Raw genomic sequence first — 19,601 nt, forward strand, 5'->3', positions numbered from 1 at the left:
GGATCCGGCGTCGGACGGCGCGCACGAGGTCGGCGGCGCGCATGGGATGGGGAGGCAGGAACGACGGTGGCGGAACGGAGCACAGCTGCCGTCGACGTGGCAGACAACAGCGGCGACAAGCCGCTGACCGCACAGGCGGACCAGTCCACGGCCGACGGGGTGGCCAAGAACCGGGAGCGGGACACGGACAGCGACGAGGCACAGGGGAGTAGCGGGACCGAGCATCCCGGCAAGGCCTCGACGCCTGAACTGCACAGCGGCCACAAGCTCGCCAGACGCTATCGTCTCGAGGACTGCGTCACCCGTCTGGACGGTTTCAGCAGTTGGCGGGCCGTCGACGAGAAACTCCGCCGGGCCGTGGGCGTCCACGTCCTGCCCGCGGACCACGCACGCGCCCGTTCGGTGCTGGCCGCGGCCCGCTCCTCGGCGCTGCTCGGCGACCCCCGCTTCGTCCAGGTGCTGGACGCAGTCGAGGAGAACGACCTCGTCTACGTCGTCCACGAATGGCTGCCCGACGCCACCGAACTGACCACGCTGCTCGCGGCCGGGCCGCTGGAACCGCACGACGCGTACCAGATGGTCAGTCAGATCGCCTCGGCGATGGCCGCCGCGCACCGCGAGGGCCTGTCGCATCTGCGCCTCAACCCCAACGCGGTCCTGCGCACCTCCACCGGCCAGTGGCGCATCCGCGGCCTCGCGGTCAACGCCGCCCTGCGCGGCATCACCTCCGACACCCCGCAGCGCACCGACACGGAGGCGATCGGCGCCCTGCTGTACGCCACGCTCACCCAGCGCTGGCCGTACGAGAACGACGCCTACGGCCTGTCCGGGCTGCCCAAGGACGTCGGGCTGATCGCCCCCGACCAGGTCCGCGCCGGCGTCCACCGGGGCCTGTCCGAGCTCACCATGCGCGCGCTCGCCAACGACGGTGCGACCGCGTCCCGGCACGAGGCCGCGTGCACCACGCCGGAGGAGCTGGTGAAGGCGATCGGCGAGATGCCCCGCATCCGTCCGCCGGAGCCAGCGTTCACCGCGCCGCCGGAATACCAGCGCACGACGTACCAGCAGGGCACCTACGGCCGCCCCGCACCCCGCCCGGGTGCCACCCAGCCCGTGCCCACCCCGCCGCCCCCGCTGCAGAGCCGCACCGGCCGCGCCCTGAAGTGGGCGGTCTCCGCCCTGCTCATCGCCGCACTCGGCCTCGGCAGCTGGCAGCTCGCGGACGCCCTGATGAACCAGGACAAGTCCGACGAGACGAACAAGACGCAGACGACGGACGGGGACGGCGACAAGAACAGTCCCACGAAGCCCGCGAGCCAGCCGATCACCATCACGGGTGCCCGGGACTTCGACCCCTTCGGAGACGGATCCGAGAAGCCCTCCGACATACAGAAGGCCTACGACAACAGCAGCGCAACGTACTGGCAGACGGACTTCTACAACGGCTCCAACTTCGGGAACCTGAAGCCGGGCCTCGGCATAATCCTCGATCTCGGCAAGGCCCAGCAGGTCGGGAAGGTGACCATCACGTTCCTGGGGAAGACGTCCGTCGAGTTGCGTGCCGCCTCAGGCGACGCGGGCTCGGTACCCACGTCCTTCAAGGCCTACTCGAAGGTCGCAGCGGGCTCGGGCACGAATGTGACTCTCACGCCGTCCCAGTCCGCCAAGACGCGCTACCTCCTGGTCTGGCTGACCGAGCTGCCATTGACCGAAGAGGGCACCTACCGTGCCCGCGTGGCGGACATCAAAGTAGCGAGCTGAGGCCGAGGGGAGGGGACCCGGTGGCGGAAGGCGGCGGCTATGACGCGGTAAGCGATCAGGATCTCCTCGCCCGGCACGTGGAAGGCGATCCGGAGGCCTTCGGGGAGCTTGTGCGGCGGCACCGGGACCGGCTCTGGGCTGTCGCCCTGCGGACGCTCGGGGACCGGGAGGAGGCCGCTGACGCCGTCCAGGACGCCCTCGTGTCTGCCTACCGTGCCGCCCACACCTTCCGCGGCCAGTCCGCCGTCACGACCTGGCTGCACCGCATCACCGTGAACGCCTGCCTGGACCGGGCCCGGAAGGCGGCCTCCCGCAAGACGTCGCCGGTCGACGACACCGAGCGCCTGGAACAGCTGCTGGAGCCGCACGAGTCGGCCTCGGCCCCCGCCGAGCGCAACGACCTGCACCGCCAGCTCCTCGAAGCGCTCGGCACCCTCCCGCCCGATCAGCGGGCCGCCCTCGTCCTCGTCGACATGCAGGGCTACCCCGTCGCCGAGGCCGCCCGCATCCTCGACGTGCCGACCGGGACGGTGAAGAGCCGCTGCGCCCGGGGCAGAGCCAGACTCGTGCCGCTGCTCACCCATCTGCGGCCGGGTAGGACTAGCGACGAGCAGAAAGGCGGTGAGGGACGGAACCGGGCGCAGGGGACATCCGTCCCACCGGCAGCGGAGCCTCGGGACGAGGGGCCGGACAGCGCCGGGAGAGGCGATTCAGCTGCTGTGAAGGGCGGAGGTGGGCGAGCGTGACATCGACGACGGACACGACCGGGCACCCGGACGTCGCGGAGATCTCCGACCTCACCGAAGGTCTGCTGACACCTTCCCGCAGCGCTGATCTGCGCCGGCATCTCGACGGCTGCGAACTCTGCGCCGACGTCCACGCGTCGCTGGAGGAGATCCGCGGACTTCTGGGCACGCTTCCCGGTCCGCCGCGGATGCCGGACGACGTCGCCCAGCGCATCGATGCCGCCCTCGCCGCCGAAGCGCTCCTCACCGCCACGGCACCGGAGCCCGAGACCACCCCGGAGAGCCCGCAGGGGGCCTCCGCCGTCACGGACGACGCCGAGGCACCCCACGTTTCACGTGAAACACCGGCTGAGGACCGGCCCTCGGGCCGCGCCCGCACCACCTCCACCGGCCCGGGGCGCAAGGGCGGCAAGGACAGCATCGGCCCGCGTCGGGGCGGGCGCCGCAGGGGCGCGGTCCTGGGCGCCCTCCTGGGCGTCGCGGCCCTGGGGCTCGGTGGCGTCCTGGTGTCCTCGCTGGCCGGAGACGACGGTTCAGGCGTCTCCTCGCCCGGGCAGTCCACCGCCGCGGACACCTTCGCCCAGGGCACGCTGGAGCGGAAGGTCACGAATCTCCTCGACACGGCACAGGGATCCAAGGAACCGGACAGTCTGGCTGTCGAGAGTGCTCCCGGCAGCCCGCGGCCCAGGATCCTCCAGCAACCCACCGTCCCTGCCTGCGTCCAGAAGGGCATCGGGCGCAGCGACGCGGCCCTCGCCACCGAGGAGGGCGTGTACCGGGGAACGGACGCCCTGCTCGTCGTGCTCCCCGACGTCTCCGACAGCACCAGGGTCGACGCGTACATCATGGACAGGACCTGCGTCACACACCCGTCGTCGGACCCCGCCAAGATCCTTCTGAAGAACTCCTACACCCGTCGCTGACGGCCCACCTGCGGGTCCTTCCCCGGCGGCTCTCCCCACGGGGTGGTCCCTCCGTGTGCCCGGACACACCGGGAATGCGCGCCCCTTAGGATCCGTTGGGTGGGGTGAGAGTGCAGAGCAGCTCCCCCGGTCGAACGACGCAGACCAGAGACGAGGAACAAAGCCGTGAGCGACGTCCGTAACGTGATCATCATCGGCTCCGGGCCCGCCGGCTACACCGCCGCGCTCTACACCGCGCGCGCGTCGCTGAAGCCGCTGGTGTTCGAAGGCGCCGTCACCGCGGGTGGTGCGCTGATGAACACGACCGAGGTGGAGAACTTCCCCGGCTTCCAGGACGGCATCATGGGTCCCGAGCTCATGGACAACATGCGCGCGCAGGCCGAACGCTTCGGCGCCGAGCTCATCGCGGACGACATCGTCTCCGTGGACCTCACCGGTGAGATCAAGACCGTCACGGACACGGCCGGCACGGTCCACCGCGCCAAGGCCGTCATCGTCGCCACCGGCTCCCAGCACCGCAAGCTCGGTCTGCCGAACGAGGACGCCCTCTCCGGCCGCGGCGTCTCCTGGTGTGCCACGTGTGACGGGTTCTTCTTCAAGGACCAGGACATCGCCGTGATCGGCGGCGGCGACACCGCGATGGAGGAGGCCACCTTCCTCTCCCGCTTCGCCAAGTCCGTCACGATCGTCCACCGCCGGGACACCCTGCGCGCCTCCAAGGCGATGCAGGAGCGCGCCTTCGCCGACCCGAAGATCAAGTTCATCTGGGACAGCGAGGTCGCCGAGATCCAGGGCGACCCGAAGCTGGCCGGCCTGAAGCTGCGCAACCTCAAGACCGGCGAACTCTCCGACCTGGCGGTCACCGGCCTGTTCATCGCGATCGGCCACGACCCGCGCACGGAGCTCTTCAAGGGCCAGCTCGACCTGGACGAGGAGGGCTACCTGAAGGTCGCCGCGCCCTCCACCCGGACGAACCTGACCGGTGTCTTCGCCGCCGGCGACGTGGTCGACCACACCTACCGCCAGGCGATCACCGCCGCCGGCACCGGCTGCTCCTCCGCTCTCGACGCCGAGCGCTACCTCGCCGCCCTCGCGGACGAGGAGCAGGCCGAGCCCGAGAAGACCGCTGTCTGATCCCCTCCTCCCGCCCCACCGCACAAGGAATTAAGGAGCCCCCTGTGGCCGGCACCCTGAAAAATGTGACCGACGCCGACTTCGATGAGGTCGTCCTCAAGAGCGACAAGCCCGTTCTGGTGGACTTCTGGGCCGAGTGGTGCGGCCCGTGCCGCCAGATCGCTCCCTCGCTCGAGGCCATCGCCGCCGAGCACGGCGACAAGATCGAGATCGTCAAGCTCAACATCGACGAGAACCCGAACACGGCCGCGAAGTACGGCGTCATGTCGATCCCGACGCTGAACGTCTACCAGGACGGCGAGGTCGCCAAGACCATCGTCGGTGCCAAGCCGAAGGCCGCGCTCGTCCGCGACCTGGAGACCTTCATCGCCGAGTGACGCACTGTTTCACGTGAAACATGAGAAGGGGCCGGCCCGAAAGGACCGGCCCCTTCTCATGCCGGAAACCACCCCTGGCCCCGACCACGCCTACAGCGGTCGCAGCACCGGTTCCTTCTGCACGGCCCCCAGCAGCCGGTCCAGTGCCATCTCCACGTCTTCCTTCCAGGAGAGCGTGGTCCGCAACTCCAGCCGCAGCCGAGGGTGGGTGGGATGCGGACGCACCGTCTTGAAGCCCACCGCCAGCAGATGATCGGCAGGGAGCATGCAGCCCGGTTCCTTCCAGCGGGCGTCACCGAAGGCCTCGATCGCCTTGAAGCCCCGCCGCAGCAGATCCTTGGCGACCGTCTGCACCATCACCCGGCCGAGTCCCTGCCCCTGATACCCCGGCATGATGAACGAGGTCATCAGCTGCACGGCGTCCGGTGCCACCGGGCTCGTGGGGAACGCCGTCGAGCGGGGCACATAGGCGGGCGGAGCGTAGAGGACGAACCCGACGGGGACGTCGTCGACGTACACCACGCGCCCGCACGACCCCCAGTCCAGCAGGACGGCGGAGATCCAGGACTCCTTCTCCAGGGCTGCCCTGCCCGCCTTTACCGCAGCCTCGCCGCTGACGGGGTCCAGTTCCCAGAAGACGCACGAGCGGCAGCGCTTGGGAAGGTCCTGGAGGTTGTCCAGCGTGAGCGGTACGAGCCGACGCCCCATGAAGGCTGTTCCTCGCTTCCTTCGCCCGCAGCATCGCGAGCGGCTGTCAGAGCGCTGCGTTCCCTGAGCAGACTGCCGACGAAGCCGCCGACCACGCCCAGCCCCAGCCCCGCGCTCACCAGTCCGGTCCGGCTCATCGTTCGCATGGCCCCCGCCTCCCACTCCGAGGTGCTGCCTCGTGGATGCGCCATACCCCACCGCATCGTATCCACGATGAGATTCCCGTCGATACCGACTGAACGCAAAGAGCGAGCCGTGTTCCGGACACACCGGACACGGCTCGCTCAGCGGTCGCGCGACTGAGGCGCGGCTCAGTCCTCCGGCTGTTCCGACTCGTCGCCGGCCTTCTGCAGGGCGAACCCCTCACCGGGAGCCAGCGTGCCGAGGATCCGCTCCAGGTCCTCCACGGAGGCGAACTCGACGGTGATCTTGCCCTTCTTCTGTCCCAGGTCGACCTTCACCCGGGTCTCGAAGCGGTCCGAGAGCCGGGTGGCGAGCTCGGACAGCGCCGGGGAGACCAGGGCACCGGCACGCGGCTTCCTGGCGCGCTGCGCCGTCTGCGGGCGGGAGCCCATGAGGGTCACGATCTCCTCGACACTGCGCACCGACAGCCCCTCGGCCACGATCCGGTGGGCCAGCCTCTCCTGCTCCTCCGAGTCCTCCACGGAGAGGAGCGCCCGGGCATGCCCGGCGGAGAGCACACCTGCCGCCACCCGGTTCTGGACCGCCGGCGAGAGCTTCAGCAGTCGCAGGGTGTTGGAGACCTGTGGGCGGGACCTGCCGATGCGGTCAGCGAGCTGGTCGTGCGTGCAGTTGAAGTCCTTGAGCAGCTGGTCGTAGGCCATCGCCTCTTCCAGCGGGTTCAGCTGGGCCCGGTGGAGGTTCTCCAGGAGGGCGTCCAGGAGAAGCTTCTCGTCGTCCGTGGCGCGGACGATGGCCGGAATCGCCTCCAGACCCGCCTCACGGCAGGCCCGCCAGCGGCGCTCACCCATGATGAGCTCATAGCTCCCCGCGGCCACCTCACGCACCACGACCGGCTGGAGGAGGCCGACCTCCTTGATGGAGGTGACCAGTTCTTCCAGCGCGTACTCGTCGAAGACCTCGCGCGGCTGGCGCGGGTTCGGCGTGATCGCGTCGAGGGAGATCTCCGCGAAGTACGCCCCGATGGGCGGGGCGGGCGTCTCCGTGACGCCAAAGACCGACGGCTCCTCTGTTTCACGTGAAACAGAAGGCAGCGTGGCCACCTTCGCCGCGGCCACCCCGCGGTCGGAACTGGGGCCCGGGATGGCCGCCGAGGACGGGCCGCCGGCGCTTCCCACTGCGCTCTGTGCCGGCGTCTTCTCCGTCGGGGCGGCAGGGATCAGTGCGGCGAGACCACGGCCCAACCCCCTCCGTCGCTCATTCACTGGATCCCCTCCACCATGCTCGGATTGTTCTGTGCGCCGATATGGGCGTGGGTCGCGTCGTAGCTGACACCGACACCCCTCAGCGCGATCTCTCGTGCCGCCTCAAGATAGGAGAGGGCACCACTCGATCCTGGATCGTAGGTCAGCACCGTCTGCCCATAGCTCGGGGCCTCGGAGATACGGACCGAGCGCGGAATGCTCGTCCGCAGCACCTCGTCGCCGAAGTGGGTGCGCACCTCCTCGGCGACCTGCGACGCCAGGCGCGTCCGGCCGTCGTACATGGTGAGCAGGATGGTCGACACATGCAGGGCGGGGTTGAGGTGCCCCCGCACCAGATCGACGTTGCGCAACAGCTGACCCAGCCCCTCCAGCGCGTAGTACTCGCACTGGATCGGGATGAGGACCTCTGCACCGGCCACCAGCGCGTTGACCGTCAGCAGGCCGAGCGAGGGCGGGCAGTCGATGAGGATGTAGTCCAGTGGCTGCTCATAGGCCTGGATGGCCCGCTGCAGCCGGCTCTCGCGGGCCACCAGGGACACCAGCTCGATCTCCGCACCGGCGAGATCGATCGTGGCGGGAGCGCAGAAGAGGCCTTCGACATCGGGGACCGGCTGGACGACTTCCGCGAGCGGGCGGCTGTCGACCAGCACGTCGTAGATGGACGGAACCTCGGCGTGATGGTCGATCCCCAGGGCAGTGGACGCATTGCCCTGCGGGTCGAGGTCAACCACCAGAACGCGGCCGCCGTGGAGGGCCAGAGACGCGGCAAGGTTGACGGTCGTCGTCGTCTTGCCGACCCCGCCCTTCTGGTTGGCGACCACGATGATCCGGGTCCGCTCAGGGCGTGGCAGACCCTCGCCGGCGCGGCCCAGTGCCTCCACCGCCAGTTGGGCAGCACGACCGATCGGGGTGTCGTCCATCGGGGGCGGTGTTTCACGTGAAACATCCTCCCCGAGGGACTCGGTACGGGGACCGGGGACCGGATCGGCCATCGGTCCCGCGATGTTGGCGTCGGACCGCAAGGATTCACTCTCCTCGACTTCAAGCTCGCAATGAACAGAGCCTGCCATGTCTTCGGGGTCGCGAACCAGTGAGGCCTGGGGTTCTGTGGAGAAATCCACCTCTGTGGACAACTCCCGTCCCGCATCGAGTGAACCGAGAGGCTTACGGTCGCGGGGTTCGGCCGCGGCACGACCGCGGCTGATGATGCCATGCAGCAGGGAGCGACGTTTCACGTGAAACACGATGCACAGCGCCCGCGGCCGAACTGTCGCGACACTCCGTCATGCTCAGGTTTGGCAGCTTGTGTGGAGTACGCCTCACCACGTCACCGTCAACGACGGCGACGTGCCCGCCCCGTCCGAGCCGCCTTCGCCCGCTTGGCGGCGAACCGCACACCGCCGGGGCTCTCCCCGACCTCGACCCGCACCACCGTGGAGAGCGGATCGACGACGCCCTCACCGACCTGGAGGATCGAGGTGGCGACCGCGCCGAGCTTGCTCAGGGCGGTGGCCGCACTCTTCAGTTCCTCCTCGGCGGTGTCGCCCTTGAGGGCGAGCATCTCGCCGTAGGGACGCAGCAGAGGGATGCCCCAGGTGGCCAGGCGGTCCAGGGGGGCCACGGCGCGGGCAGTCACCACATGGACGGGCGGGAGCTTGCCCATGACCTCCTCGGCACGGCCACGGACCACGGTCACATGGTCCAGCCCGAGGAGCTCGACCACCTCGGTCAGGAAGTTCGTCCGCCGCAGCAGAGGCTCCAGCAGGGTGATCTTCAGGTCCTCACGCACGAGCGCCAGGGGGATGCCGGGCAGACCGGCGCCCGAGCCGACATCGCACACGGTCACACCCTCGGGTACGACCTCGGAGAGCACCGCGCAGTTCAGGATGTGCCTCTCCCACAGGCGGGGCACCTCTCGCGGGCCGATGAGGCCGCGCTGCACGCCTGCCTCGGCGAGGAGCTCGGCGTACCGGACCGCATCCGCGAAGCGATCACCGAATACCTCGCGTGCCATCTCAGGCGCAGGGGGGAGCTCCGCTGCCTCCGTCACGGGGACCGTCCTTCCGTACCGCATCGGCGCGTCCAGCACCGACCACCAGAACTACCAGGCTGACAAAGACCGGCCCCGCCTGCGCAACAGACGGGGCCGGAGAGACGTACGTACCGAATCAGTCGGGGAGCACGACGACGAACCGCTGCGGCTCCTCGCCCTCGGACTCGCTGCGCAGGCCCGCGGCCTTCACCGCGTCATGGACGACCTTGCGCTCGAAGGGCGTCATCGGCTTCAGCTTCACGGGCTCGCCGCTGTTCTTGGCGTCGGCTGCGGCCTTGGCGCCCAGTTCGGAGAGCTCGGCGCGCTTCTGGGCCCGGTAGCCCGCGATGTCCAGCATCAGCCGGCTGCGGTCGCCGGTCTCCCGGTGCACGGCCAGGCGCGTCAGCTCCTGCAGCGCCTCCAGTACCTCGCCGTCCCGGCCGACCAGCTTCTGCAGGTCACGGGTGCCCGTATCGCTGATGATCGACACAGAGGCACGGTCGGCTTCGACGTCCATGTCGATGTCGCCGTCGAGATCAGCGATGTCCAGCAGACCCTCGAGGTAGTCCGCCGCGATCTCGCCCTCCTGCTCCAGGCGGGTCAGGGTGTCTGCACCCTCGGCGGCGGCGGAGGTGGTGCCTTCCGTCACGGGATGGGCTCCTTCTTACTTCTTGGACGGGGACTTGGGGCGCTGCGGGCCGCCCTTGCGCTGCCCGGACTGGGCCTTGCTGCGGCCACTGGCTCCAGGCTTGGCGGCGGCCTGCCGGTCGGCGCCGGAGGGCTTGGTGTCCTCGGGCTCGTCGGACTTGCTCAGCGACGTGGGCTCGCCGGCCGCCTTGGGGCCGCCGGTCTGGCGCTGGGACTTCGTCTGCCGCTTCGGCTGCTGACGCTTGGCGGCGGCCCCCGTGGTGGTGGGCGTGCCGTCCTCGGTCTGGGCGACGGTCTGGGCATCGCTCTTGACCACGGTGCCGTCGGCCTGGGCCGCGAGGCCCGCCTTGGTCAGACCGTTGATGAACTTGCGCTCGGCCTCGTTGCGGTCGCGGCCCTTGGCGACGATGGCCTTGATGATGGTCTTCTCGCTGCGGCGGCGCGCCTTGCCGTGGTGCGTGACGTGCTTGTACAGACGCTCGAGGTACGCAGCCTGGGCCTTGGAACCCGGGGTCGGGTTGTTGTGGATGACGTACATCTGCTGGCCCATGGTCCACACGTTGGTGGTCAGCCAGTAGACGAGGACACCGACCGGGAAGTTGATGCCGAAGACGGCGAACATGACCGGGAAGACGTACATCAGCATCTTCTGCTGCTGCATGAACGGCGTCTTCACCGTGGTGTCGACGTTCTTCGTCATCAGCTGACGCTGGGTGAAGAACTGCGAGGCCGACATCAGGACGATCATGATGGCGGTGACGACCCGCACATCGGTGATCGTGGCGCCGAGGGCCTCCACCTCCGACGCGCTGTCGGTGAACTTCGCGGCGAGCGGAGCACCGAAGATGTGCGCCTTCTGCGCGCTCTCCAGCAGGTTCTGGTTGATCACGCCGATGGTGTCACCGGACGCGATGCCGTTGAGCACGTGGTACAGGGCGAAGAAGAACGGGGACTGCGCCAGGATGGGAAGGCACGAGGAGAGCGGGTTGGTGCCCGTCTCCTTGTACAGCTTCATCATCTCTTCGGACTGGCGCTGCTTGTCGTTCTTGTAGCGCTCCTGGATCTTCTTCATCTCGGGCTGCAGCGTCTGCATGGCCCGGGTCGCCTTGATCTGCTTCACGAAGAGCGGGATCAGGCAGATGCGGATCAGGATCACCAGGGACACGATCGACAGGCCCCAGGCCCATCCGGTGTCGGGGCCGAAGATCTTGCCGTACACCGTGTGGAACTGGACGATGACCCAGGAAACGGGTGTCGTGATGAAGCTGAAGAGGCTGGCAATCGTGTCCACTAATCATGCTCCTTGGGCATGGGACGAGGTCTCTGCGGCCGGGCTCGGAGAAGAATTCTCCCCGATGGCCGTTGAGGCGGCGGAGGTCCCGCCCCTGCGTGCACGCCAGGCGTCGCGCAGCATTTCGTGCCACCGCGGGCGCTGCCGCGGCGGGACATGGTCCACACCCCCCAGCGACCACGGGTTGCACCGCAGGATGCGCCAGGCGGTGAGTGCCGTTCCCTTGATCGCGCCGTGCCGGTCAATGGCCGTATAGCCGTAGTGGGAGCACGACGGGTAGTACTTGCACACGGGCCCGAGCAGCGGACTGATCGTCCACTGGTAGAGCTTGATCAGGGCCAGCAGCGGGTACTTCATCGCGCGCCCCCTCCCAGCAGCCGTTGAAGGGCGGCATCAAGGTCTTGGGCCAGCTGTGCGTGGTCGGCGTCACCCGCACCGGGCAGCGCCCGTACGACTACCAGGCTACCGGGGGGCAGCAGGACCACTCGCTCGCGCATCAGATGGCGAAGCCTGCGCTTCACCTTGTTGCGCACGACCGCTCCGCCCACGGCCTTGCTCACGACGAAACCCGCACGCGTCGGGGGAGCGCTCTCCCCAGGCGCGTGCGGGTCCGTTGCACCGCTTCGAAGGTGGACGACGAGCGTCGGGCGTCCGGCCCGGCGCCCTCGTCGTACCGCGGTCGCGAAGTCCTCGCGCCGCCTCAGCCGGTTCTCGGTGGGCAGCACGACGGCATGACCTGACCGGGATCAGGCGGACAGACGGGCGCGACCCTTGCTACGGCGGGACGCGAGAATCGCGCGGCCGGCACGGGTGCGCATACGCAGCCGGAAGCCGTGGGTCTTGGCGCGACGACGGTTGTTCGGCTGGAAGGTGCGCTTGCTCACTCGGGGGCTCCAGAAATCAAATCGGTGTGGCGGGTGCCGTCCTGGCTGTCACCGTGCGCCCACGAGTAGCTCTCGTTACGCCCGAGTGCACCGCTTCCCGATCACCTGACGCGATCTGTGCCCATCGGAGGCAGGCGGCAGCAGCCATCGACAACTCGACCTGGTTACGGTACGCGCGGCTACGCCATCCGGTCAAACCAGGGGTCACTGGGAGACACTGTCCACAGGCTGGGGACAACAACTTGAACCGCACCGGTCGCCCTGACTACCGTGACTGGACTCCGATTCGTTCCTTTGTCCCCTGTTCTCGGCTCCCCGCCGATGCGAATCCCGACCCGTCCCGCAACCACACGTTCGTGGGACCCACGAGAGAGCGTGCCCTGTGGCTGACGTACCTGCCGATCTTGCCGCAGTGTGGCCACGAGTACTGGAGCAGCTCCTCGGTGAGGGCCGTGGCCAGGGTGTCGAGGTGAAGGACGAGCACTGGATCCGCCGCTGCCAGCCGCTCGCGCTGGTCGCCGACACCGCCCTGCTCGCGGTCCCCAACGAATTCGCGAAGGGCGTACTGGAGGGCCGGCTCGCCCCGGTCGTGAGCGAGACGCTGAGCCGCGAGTGCGGGCGCCCGATCCGTATCGCGATCACCGTGGACGACACCGCCGGCGAGTCCCCGGCCCCTCCGGCACCCCCCGTCCAGCAGCCTCCGCAGTCCCGCTACGAGGAGCCCGAGCTCCCGTCCGGTCCGTACGACGAGCCCAAGGGCCGCTACGACAGCACGTACGACAACGCGTACGACAGCCCGTACGAGGGGTACGGCCGGCACCGCGCCGAGCAGCGCCCGGCCCCCTCCGGCGACGGCTCGCGCGCGGACCAGCTGCCGACCGCGCGGCCCGCGTACCCGTCGGAGTACCAGCGGCCCGAGCCCGGCGCCTGGCCGCGGCCCCAGCAGGACGAGTACGGCTGGCAGCAGCAGCGGCTCGGTTTCCCGGAGCGCGATCCGTACGCCTCGCCCTCGCAGGACTCCTACGGCTCTCCGCCGCAGGACCCGTACGGCTCGTCGTCCCAGGACGCCTACTCCCAGGACTCCTACGGGCAGCCGAAGCAGGACTACCGCCCGCAGTCGATGGAGCGCCCGTCGTACGACTCCGCTCCCTACGAGCAGAAGCGGCCGGACTACGACCAGCGGGACGCGGTCCGGCGGGAGATGCCCGAGCCGCCGGCCGGTTCCGGCCCGCCGCAGCGGCCGGGCGCACCGGGTGTGCCCGGGTCCTCGGCCGCGCCGTCGCCGTCGGCCGGCGGGCCCGGCGAGCCGACCGCCCGGCTGAACCCGAAGTACCTGTTCGACACGTTCGTCATCGGCGCGTCCAACCGCTTCGCGCACGCGGCCGCGGTGGCGGTCGCCGAGGCGCCCGCGAAGGCGTACAACCCGCTCTTCATCTACGGCGAGTCGGGGCTCGGCAAGACGCACCTGCTGCACGCGATCGGACACTACGCGCGGAGCCTCTACCCCGGCACACGCGTGCGGTACGTGAGCTCGGAGGAGTTCACCAACGAGTTCATCAACTCGATCCGCGACGGCAAGGGCGACAGCTTCCGCAAGCGGTACCGGGAGATGGACATCCTGCTCGTCGACGACATCCAGTTCCTGGCGGACAAGGAGTCGACGCAGGAGGAGTTCTTCCACACCTTCAACACGCTCCACAACGCCAACAAGCAGATCGTGCTGTCCAGTGACCGGCCGCCCAAACAGCTGGTGACGCTGGAGGACCGGCTGAGGAACCGTTTCGAGTGGGGTCTGATCACCGACGTCCAGCCGCCCGAGCTGGAGACGCGGATCGCGATCCTGCGCAAGAAGGCGGTGCAGGAGCAGCTCAACGCCCCGCCGGAGGTGCTGGAGTTCATCGCCTCACGGATCTCGCGCAACATCCGTGAGCTGGAGGGCGCGCTGATCCGGGTGACGGCGTTCGCGTCGCTCAACCGGCAGCCGGTGGACCTCGGGCTGACGGAGATCGTCCTGAAGGACCTGATCCCCGGCGGCGAGGACTCGGCACCGGAGATCACCTCCACGGCCATCATGAGCGCGACCGCCGACTATTTCGGCCTCACGGTCGAGGACCTGTGCGGAACCTCGCGCGGGCGCGCGCTGGTGACGGCCCGGCAGATCGCCATGTACCTGTGCCGGGAGCTGACGGACCTCTCGCTGCCGAAGATCGGCGCGCTGTTCGGCGGCCGCGACCACACCACGGTGATGCACGCCGACCGCAAGATCCGCAATCTGATGGCGGAGCGGCGCTCCATCTACAACCAGGTGACCGAGCTGACCAACCGCATCAAGGCCGGCTGACGCCGTTAGACCCCGCCGAGGGCGTTCCGGGAGCTGATCCCGGGACGCCCTTTCTCGTGGGGAGAGCCGCCCGTGGACACCGGCCGTGGACCGGCCGTGGACACCGGCCGTGGACGCCGGCGGTGGACGCCGGGCGGGGCCGTCGGGGGACGGGAGGGGCCGTCGAGCACCCCGTGCAGGGCTGTCGGGCGCCCCGGGCGGAGGTCTCAGGGACGGTGGATCAGGAGGCCGGGCCCGTGCTCCCGGCCCTGCGCTGTTCGATTAGCCGCCGGGTTACGGCCTCTCTCCACAGATTCGGTGACTTTTTCCCGTCCACACCCTGGGGACCGGGAAGTTGTCCAGACTGTATCCACAGGCGACCCTGTGGGAGGAGCATCGGTCCAGGTCACCTGGCTGTGGATTCGTGGACGAAGGATCTCCACAGGCTGTGGACAAAAAGTCGGTCCACAGGCTGTGCACGAAGTTGTCCACCGGCAACCCACAGGCTGGGGCCGGTTGTCCCCAGCGATCAGCGGTTTCTCCACATCTCTGTCCACTGTTCGGCAAGGCGACGCACCTCCTCACCGCGTCGAGTGAAAGGCGTCACATGAAGTTGCCGAGTCGGCCTGTGGGAAAGACGGGCAAACCTGGGGACGACGCTGGGGAGAACTCGCCCCTCCCTGTGCACGGAGTGTGCAGAACTTTCTGTTCTCCACAGAAGGCCCCGGTTGTCCACCGCCTCCACCCACAGGGCCAGTGGACAAAATCTTGCCTCTGAGCTGCACAAACGGAGTTATCCACGGTTTCCACAGGCCCTACTACTACTGACAACTAGAGAGAGCCAGGAATCCGTTTCGAAGGGGGCCCTGTGCACAACTCGCTCTTCGGTGCCCGACCGCCCCTCGTCACGACTTGACCCCGAGAGGCACCTACTGTCAGTGCGGTGCGTCAGACTGGTCCCCGGTGGTCCTTCCCTTCACAGGGGCCGATCACACAGAGACCAGACGACGAAGCCAGGCAGGCCGAGAAGCGCCGGCAACAGCAGGAGGCGGCAAGAGTGAAGATCCGGGTGGAACGCGACGTACTCGCGGAGGCAGTGGCCTGGGCGGCGCGCAGCCTTCCGGCCCGTCCGCCGGCGCCTGTCCTCGCCGGCCTGCTGCTGAAGGCCGAGGACGGCGCCCTCAGCCTCTCCAGCTTCGACTACGAGGTCTCCGCGCGCGTGTCCGTGGAGGCCGAGGTCGAGGAGGAGGGGACGGTCCTCGTCTCCGGCCGTCTGCTGGCCGACATCTGCCGCGCCCTCCCCAACCGGCCGGTGGAGATTTCCACAGACGGTGTACGGGCGACCGTGGTCTGCGGCTCCTCCCGGTTCACCCTCCACACGCTGCCGGTGGAGGAGTACCCGTCCCTGCCCCAGATGCCGAACGCGACGGGCACGGTGCCCGGCGAGGTCTTCGCCTCCGCCGCCGCCCAGGTCGCCATCGCCGCGGGGCGGGACGACACGCTGCCCGTCCTCACCGGTGTGCGCATCGAGATCGAGGGCGACACGGTGACGCTGGCCTCCACCGACCGCTACCGCTTCGCGGTCCGCGAGTTCCTGTGGAAGCCGGAGAACCCCGACGCCTCCGCGGTGGCCCTGGTGCCCGCCAAGACGCTCCTGGACACCGCCAAGGCGCTCACCAGCGGCGACAGCGTCATCCTGGCGCTGTCCGGCTCGGGTGCGGGCGAGGGCCTGATCGGCTTCGAGGGCGCCGGGCGGCGGACGACCACCCGTCTCCTGGAAGGCGACCTGCCGAAGTACCGCACGCTGTTCCCGACCGAGTTCAACTCCGTCGCCGTGATCGAGACCGCCCCCTTCGTGGAGGCCGTCAAGCGTGTGGCCCTGGTCGCCGAGCGGAACACTCCGGTGCGGCTCAGCTTCGAGCAGGGCGTGCTCATCCTGGAGGCCGGTTCCAGCGACGACGCACAGGCTGTGGAAAGGGTCGACGCGCAACTGGAGGGCGACGACATCTCGATCGCCTTCAACCCGACCTTCCTGCTGGACGGCCTGAGCGCCATCGACTCCCCGGTCGCCCAGCTGTCCTTCACCACGTCCACCAAGCCCGCGCTGCTCAGCGGCAAGCCGGCGCTGGACGCCGAGGCGGACGACGCCTACAAGTACCTGATCATGCCGGTGCGCCTGAGCGGCTGATCGCGGTCCCGCGGTGTGCCCGGTTGTCCACAGGCAGTGGAGAACCGGGCGGCTTCCGCGGGCGAGGCCGACGGCGAATCCGCAGGTGGGGCCGTACGTATGAGCGCGTATGCCCACAGGTGTGCGTGACCGTCCGGGTTTAGGCTCGGACATGGGTACGAAGGTGCCCCTCACGCCACACAGCGACCTAAGGAACAACTGATGGAGCTCGGTCTCGTCGGCCTCGGCAAGATGGGCGGCAACATGCGCGAGCGGATACGCCGCGCAGGCCACACCGTCGTCGGATACGACCGCAACCCGGACCTCGCCGATGTCCACAGCCTCGAAGAACTCGTGGGCAAGCTCGAGGGCCCGCGCGTGGTGTGGGTGATGGTCCCGGCCGGGGCCGCCACCCAGTCGACGATCGACGAGCTGGGCGAGCTGCTGGAGCCGGGCGACGTCGTCGTGGACGGCGGCAACTCCCGCTGGACGGACGACGAGAAGCACGCCGAGGAGCTGGCCGCCAAGGGCATCGGCTTCGTCGACTGCGGCGTCTCCGGCGGCGTCTGGGGCCTGGAGAACGGCTACGCGCTGATGTACGGCGGCGACGCGGAGAACGTCGCCAAGGTGCAGCCGGTCTTCGACGCGCTCAAGCCCGAGGGCGACTTCGGCTCGGTGCACGCCGGCAAGGTCGGCGCAGGCCACTTCGCCAAGATGGTCCACAACGGCATCGAGTACGCCATGATGCAGGCCTACGCCGAGGGCTGGGAGCTGCTGGAGAAGGTCGACTCCGTCACGGACGTGCGCGAGGTCTTCCGCTCCTGGCAGGAGGGCACGGTCATCCGGTCCTGGCTGCTCGACCTGGCGGTCAACGCCCTCGACGAGGACGAGCACCTCGACAGGCTGAAGGGCTTCGCGCAGGACTCCGGCGAGGGCCGGTGGACGGTCGAGGCCGCCATCGACAACGCGGTGCCGCTGCCCGCGATCACGGCCTCGCTGTTCGCGCGGTTCGCCTCCCGTCAGGAGGACTCGCCGCAGATGAAGATGATCGCGGCGCTGCGCAACCAGTTCGGCGGCCACGCGGTCGAGAAGAAGTAGTCCACAGGGTCGCCCCGCGATCCACACGACGGATCGCCCCGCGATCCACGAGCCTCGGGGAGGTCGGCGAACGACCATGCACGTCACGCATCTGTCGCTGGCCGACTTCCGCTCGTACGCCCGGGTCGAAGTTCCGCTCGACCCGGGCGTCACCGCCTTCGTCGGCCCCAACGGGCAGGGCAAGACGAACCTCGTCGAAGCCGTCGGCTATCTCGCCACCCTCGGCAGCCACCGGGTCGCCTCCGACGCGCCCCTGGTCCGCATGGGCGCCGAGCGCGCGATCGTCCGGGCCCAGGTGCGGCAGGGCGAGCGGCAGCAGCTGGTCGAGCTGGAACTCAACCCCGGCAAGGCCAACCGCGCCCGCATCAACCGGTCCTCGCAGGTCAGACCCCGGGACGTGCTGGGCATCGTACGGACCGTGCTGTTCGCGCCCGAGGACCTCGCGCTCGTCAAGGGGGATCCCGGGGAGCGGCGGCGGTTCCTGGACGAGCTGATCACCGCGCGTTCCCCGCGCATGGCCGGGGTGCGGTCCGACTACGAGCGGGTGCTCAAGCAGCGCAACACCCTGCTGAAGTCGGCGGCCCTCGCGCGGCGGCACGGCGGGCGGTCCATGGACCTGTCCACGCTCGACGTCTGGGACCAGCACCTCGCGCACGCCGGTGCCGAGCTGCTCGCGCAGCGGCTGGACCTGGTCGCCGCAGTGCAGCCGCTCGCCGACAAGGCGTACGAACAGCTGGCGCCGGGCGGCGGACCGGTCGCGCTGGAGTACAAACCGTCCGCGCCCGGCGAGGCCCACACGCGCGAGGACCTCTACGCGCAGCTGATGGCCGCGCTCGCGGACGCCCGCAAGCAGGAGATCGAGCGGGGCGTCACGCTCGTCGGCCCGCACCGGGACGACGTGGTGCTCAAGCTCGGTCAGCTGCCCGCCAAGGGGTACGCCTCGCACGGCGAGTCGTGGTCCTACGCGCTGGCGCTGCGGCTGGCCTCCTACGACCTGCTGCGGGCCGAGGGCAACGAGCCGGTGCTGGTGCTCGACGACGTGTTCGCCGAGCTGGACGCTCGCCGGCGGGAGCGGCTCGCCGAACTCGTCGCGCCCGGCGAGCAGGTGCTGGTGACGGCGGCGGTCGACGACGACGTACCCCATGTGCTGAGCGGAGCGCGGTACACCGTGGCGAACGGGACGGTGGAACGCGTATGAGCGAGCAGAAGCCCGGGAAGACGCCCGAGCCCTCCGGCGTCGACCTCGCGCGCGTGGCGCTCAGGGCGGCGCGTGAGCAGGCACGCGCGCGCGGTGACGCGGCGCAGCAGAAGAAGCAGGCGCGGCGCGGCGGCGGCCTGCGCTCCGGCGCGCGGGCGGACGGGCGCGACCCCATGGCGCTCGGTGCCGCGATCAACCGGCTGCTGACCGAGCGCGGCTGGGAGGCACCGGCCGCGGTGGGCGGGGTGATGGGCCGCTGGCCGCAGATCGTCGGCGAGGACGTGGCCAAGCACTGTGTGCCGGAGCGGTACGACGAGGACGAGCGGGTACTGGTGGTGCGCTGCGACTCCACGGCCTGGGCGACGAACCTGCGGCTGCTCGCCCCGACCCTGGTGGCCCGGCTCAACGAGGACCTCGGGCACGGCCGGGTCCAGCAGATCAGGGTGCAGGGACCGGGCGGCCCCGCCCGCCGCTACGGCCCGCTGCGGGCCCCGGGGAGCACCGGTCCCGGCGACACGTACGGGTGATCTGCGTCACGTAGCGGGACGGCCGGGGCGGTGCCGCGTACCGCGCCGGCCGTCTTCTCGTATGCCCGCGGCCGGTCCGGGGGTCTTCCGCGGACGGCCCGCGAGGGGCTGTGAACAGCCCGCACGAGGTTGCGAATTCCGACGTGACTCCCCGGTAGCCAAGGGTTGACACCCGGAAGCGCTGAGTGCCGCTGTGAGCCTCTTGGAGCCCCCTTCCGTATATCGGGACCCGTCGGAGACCGGTTGAGGGCGGCACATCCGGACTCAGGTACCGGCAAACCCCCATCACTGTCAGTGCTACCGGTAGACTGGAACGCAATCCCGCCCCAAACGTGGGGACCGCCCGGGACAAGCTGAGCAACGCTGATCAAGGCTTACCAA

At 69.4% G+C, this 19,601-nt stretch carries 19 protein-coding genes; 10 read left to right on the forward strand and 9 right to left on the reverse strand.

Annotation, left to right across the window (positions count from 1 at the left end):
• Nucleotides 1-66 precede the first annotated feature (66 nt).
• From ACFY30_RS23335 to trxA, 5 genes are all read left to right on the forward strand, one after another.
• On the forward strand, nucleotides 67-1,761 hold the full coding sequence (locus ACFY30_RS23335) for a protein kinase family protein (protein ID WP_390847087.1): 1,695 nt from the start codon (nucleotides 67-69) through the stop codon (nucleotides 1,759-1,761).
• Nucleotides 1,762-1,781: 20 nt separating this feature from the next.
• Nucleotides 1,782-2,507 carry an RNA polymerase sigma factor SigM gene (gene sigM / locus ACFY30_RS23340; RefSeq protein ID WP_390847088.1) on the forward strand — a complete coding sequence of 242 codons (726 nt, stop codon included), beginning with the start codon at nucleotides 1,782-1,784 and terminating at the stop codon, nucleotides 2,505-2,507.
• On the forward strand, nucleotides 2,504-3,430 hold the full coding sequence (locus ACFY30_RS23345; protein ID WP_390847089.1) for an anti-sigma factor family protein: 927 nt from the start codon (nucleotides 2,504-2,506) through the stop codon (nucleotides 3,428-3,430). Before sigM ends, ACFY30_RS23345 begins: the two co-directional genes overlap by 4 nt.
• 165 nt (nucleotides 3,431-3,595) lie before the next feature.
• Nucleotides 3,596-4,564 carry a thioredoxin-disulfide reductase gene (gene trxB / locus ACFY30_RS23350; protein ID WP_390847090.1) on the forward strand — a complete coding sequence of 323 codons (969 nt, stop codon included), beginning with the start codon at nucleotides 3,596-3,598 and terminating at the stop codon, nucleotides 4,562-4,564.
• Between the two features lie 44 nt (nucleotides 4,565-4,608).
• Complete coding sequence (trxA, locus tag ACFY30_RS23355; RefSeq protein ID WP_390659794.1) at nucleotides 4,609-4,941, forward strand: thioredoxin; 333 nt, start codon at nucleotides 4,609-4,611, stop codon at nucleotides 4,939-4,941.
• A gap of 90 nt (nucleotides 4,942-5,031) precedes the next feature.
• On the opposite strand, the gene ACFY30_RS23360 is transcribed toward trxA, so the two are convergent.
• From ACFY30_RS23360 to rpmH, 9 genes are all read right to left on the reverse strand, one after another.
• A complete protein-coding gene (locus ACFY30_RS23360) occupies nucleotides 5,032-5,649 on the reverse strand; it encodes a GNAT family N-acetyltransferase (protein ID WP_390659793.1) in 618 nt (205 codons plus the stop codon).
• A gap of 311 nt (nucleotides 5,650-5,960) precedes the next feature.
• Nucleotides 5,961-7,055, reverse strand: coding sequence for a ParB/RepB/Spo0J family partition protein (locus ACFY30_RS23365; protein ID WP_390847091.1), 1,095 nt, complete (start codon nucleotides 7,053-7,055; stop codon nucleotides 5,961-5,963).
• A complete protein-coding gene (locus ACFY30_RS23370; protein WP_390847176.1) occupies nucleotides 7,052-8,125 on the reverse strand; it encodes an AAA family ATPase in 1,074 nt (357 codons plus the stop codon). Before ACFY30_RS23370 ends, ACFY30_RS23365 begins: the two co-directional genes overlap by 4 nt.
• A 263-nt stretch (nucleotides 8,126-8,388) precedes the next feature.
• On the reverse strand, nucleotides 8,389-9,105 hold the full coding sequence (gene rsmG / locus ACFY30_RS23375; protein ID WP_390847092.1) for a 16S rRNA (guanine(527)-N(7))-methyltransferase RsmG: 717 nt from the start codon (nucleotides 9,103-9,105) through the stop codon (nucleotides 8,389-8,391).
• A 118-nt stretch (nucleotides 9,106-9,223) separates the two neighbouring features.
• Nucleotides 9,224-9,736 (reverse strand): protein jag, encoded by a 513-nt coding sequence (locus ACFY30_RS23380; protein ID WP_390659790.1) that lies wholly within the window; start codon nucleotides 9,734-9,736, stop codon nucleotides 9,224-9,226.
• A 15-nt stretch (nucleotides 9,737-9,751) separates the two neighbouring features.
• Nucleotides 9,752-11,026, reverse strand: coding sequence for a membrane protein insertase YidC (yidC, locus tag ACFY30_RS23385; RefSeq protein WP_390847093.1), 1,275 nt, complete (start codon nucleotides 11,024-11,026; stop codon nucleotides 9,752-9,754).
• 3 nt (nucleotides 11,027-11,029) lie between these two features.
• Nucleotides 11,030-11,383 (reverse strand): membrane protein insertion efficiency factor YidD, encoded by a 354-nt coding sequence (yidD, locus tag ACFY30_RS23390; protein ID WP_390847094.1) that lies wholly within the window; start codon nucleotides 11,381-11,383, stop codon nucleotides 11,030-11,032.
• Nucleotides 11,380-11,751, reverse strand: coding sequence for a ribonuclease P protein component (rnpA, locus tag ACFY30_RS23395; RefSeq protein ID WP_390822928.1), 372 nt, complete (start codon nucleotides 11,749-11,751; stop codon nucleotides 11,380-11,382). Before rnpA ends, yidD begins: the two co-directional genes overlap by 4 nt.
• Before the next feature lie 21 nt (nucleotides 11,752-11,772).
• The gene (rpmH, locus tag ACFY30_RS23400; RefSeq protein WP_003956500.1) at nucleotides 11,773-11,910 is read right to left on the reverse strand and encodes a 50S ribosomal protein L34; all 138 of its coding nucleotides are present in this window, start codon (nucleotides 11,908-11,910) and stop codon (nucleotides 11,773-11,775) included.
• Nucleotides 11,911-12,292: 382 nt separating this feature from the next.
• Between rpmH and dnaA the strand changes: the two genes are divergently transcribed.
• From dnaA to ACFY30_RS23425, 5 genes are all read left to right on the forward strand, one after another.
• Complete coding sequence (gene dnaA / locus ACFY30_RS23405; protein WP_390847095.1) at nucleotides 12,293-14,251, forward strand: chromosomal replication initiator protein DnaA; 1,959 nt, start codon at nucleotides 12,293-12,295, stop codon at nucleotides 14,249-14,251.
• Between the two features lie 1,036 nt (nucleotides 14,252-15,287).
• On the forward strand, nucleotides 15,288-16,418 hold the full coding sequence (dnaN, locus tag ACFY30_RS23410) for a DNA polymerase III subunit beta (RefSeq protein WP_390659785.1): 1,131 nt from the start codon (nucleotides 15,288-15,290) through the stop codon (nucleotides 16,416-16,418).
• A 201-nt stretch (nucleotides 16,419-16,619) separates the two neighbouring features.
• Nucleotides 16,620-17,495 carry a phosphogluconate dehydrogenase (NAD(+)-dependent, decarboxylating) gene (gnd, locus tag ACFY30_RS23415; RefSeq protein ID WP_390847096.1) on the forward strand — a complete coding sequence of 292 codons (876 nt, stop codon included), beginning with the start codon at nucleotides 16,620-16,622 and terminating at the stop codon, nucleotides 17,493-17,495.
• A gap of 76 nt (nucleotides 17,496-17,571) precedes the next feature.
• Nucleotides 17,572-18,693, forward strand: a complete 1,122-nt coding sequence (gene recF / locus ACFY30_RS23420; protein WP_390659783.1) for a DNA replication/repair protein RecF — start codon at nucleotides 17,572-17,574, stop codon at nucleotides 18,691-18,693.
• Nucleotides 18,690-19,220, forward strand: a complete 531-nt coding sequence (locus ACFY30_RS23425; protein ID WP_390847097.1) for a DUF721 domain-containing protein — start codon at nucleotides 18,690-18,692, stop codon at nucleotides 19,218-19,220. Before recF ends, ACFY30_RS23425 begins: the two co-directional genes overlap by 4 nt.
• The last annotated feature ends 381 nt before the right edge of the window (nucleotides 19,221-19,601 follow it).

Source organism: Streptomyces sp. NPDC000345, assembly GCF_042898825.1.
Classification (GTDB): Bacteria; Actinomycetota; Actinomycetes; order Streptomycetales; family Streptomycetaceae; genus Streptomyces.

Bases quoted from the DNA above. Each gene is read 5' to 3' on its own strand.
- yidD (WP_390847094.1), bottom strand. From the start codon at position 11,383: ATGAAGTACCCGCTGCTGGCCCTGATCAAGCTCTACCAGTGGACGATC.
- gnd (WP_390847096.1), top strand. From the start codon at position 16,620: ATGGAGCTCGGTCTCGTCGGCCTCGGCAAGATGGGCGGCAACATGCGC.
- ACFY30_RS23360 (WP_390659793.1), bottom strand. From the start codon at position 5,649: ATGGGGCGTCGGCTCGTACCGCTCACGCTGGACAACCTCCAGGACCTT.
- ACFY30_RS23370 (WP_390847176.1), bottom strand. From the start codon at position 8,125: ATGGCAGGCTCTGTTCATTGCGAGCTTGAAGTCGAGGAGAGTGAATCC.
- recF (WP_390659783.1), top strand. From the start codon at position 17,572: ATGCACGTCACGCATCTGTCGCTGGCCGACTTCCGCTCGTACGCCCGG.
- ACFY30_RS23425 (WP_390847097.1), top strand. From the start codon at position 18,690: ATGAGCGAGCAGAAGCCCGGGAAGACGCCCGAGCCCTCCGGCGTCGAC.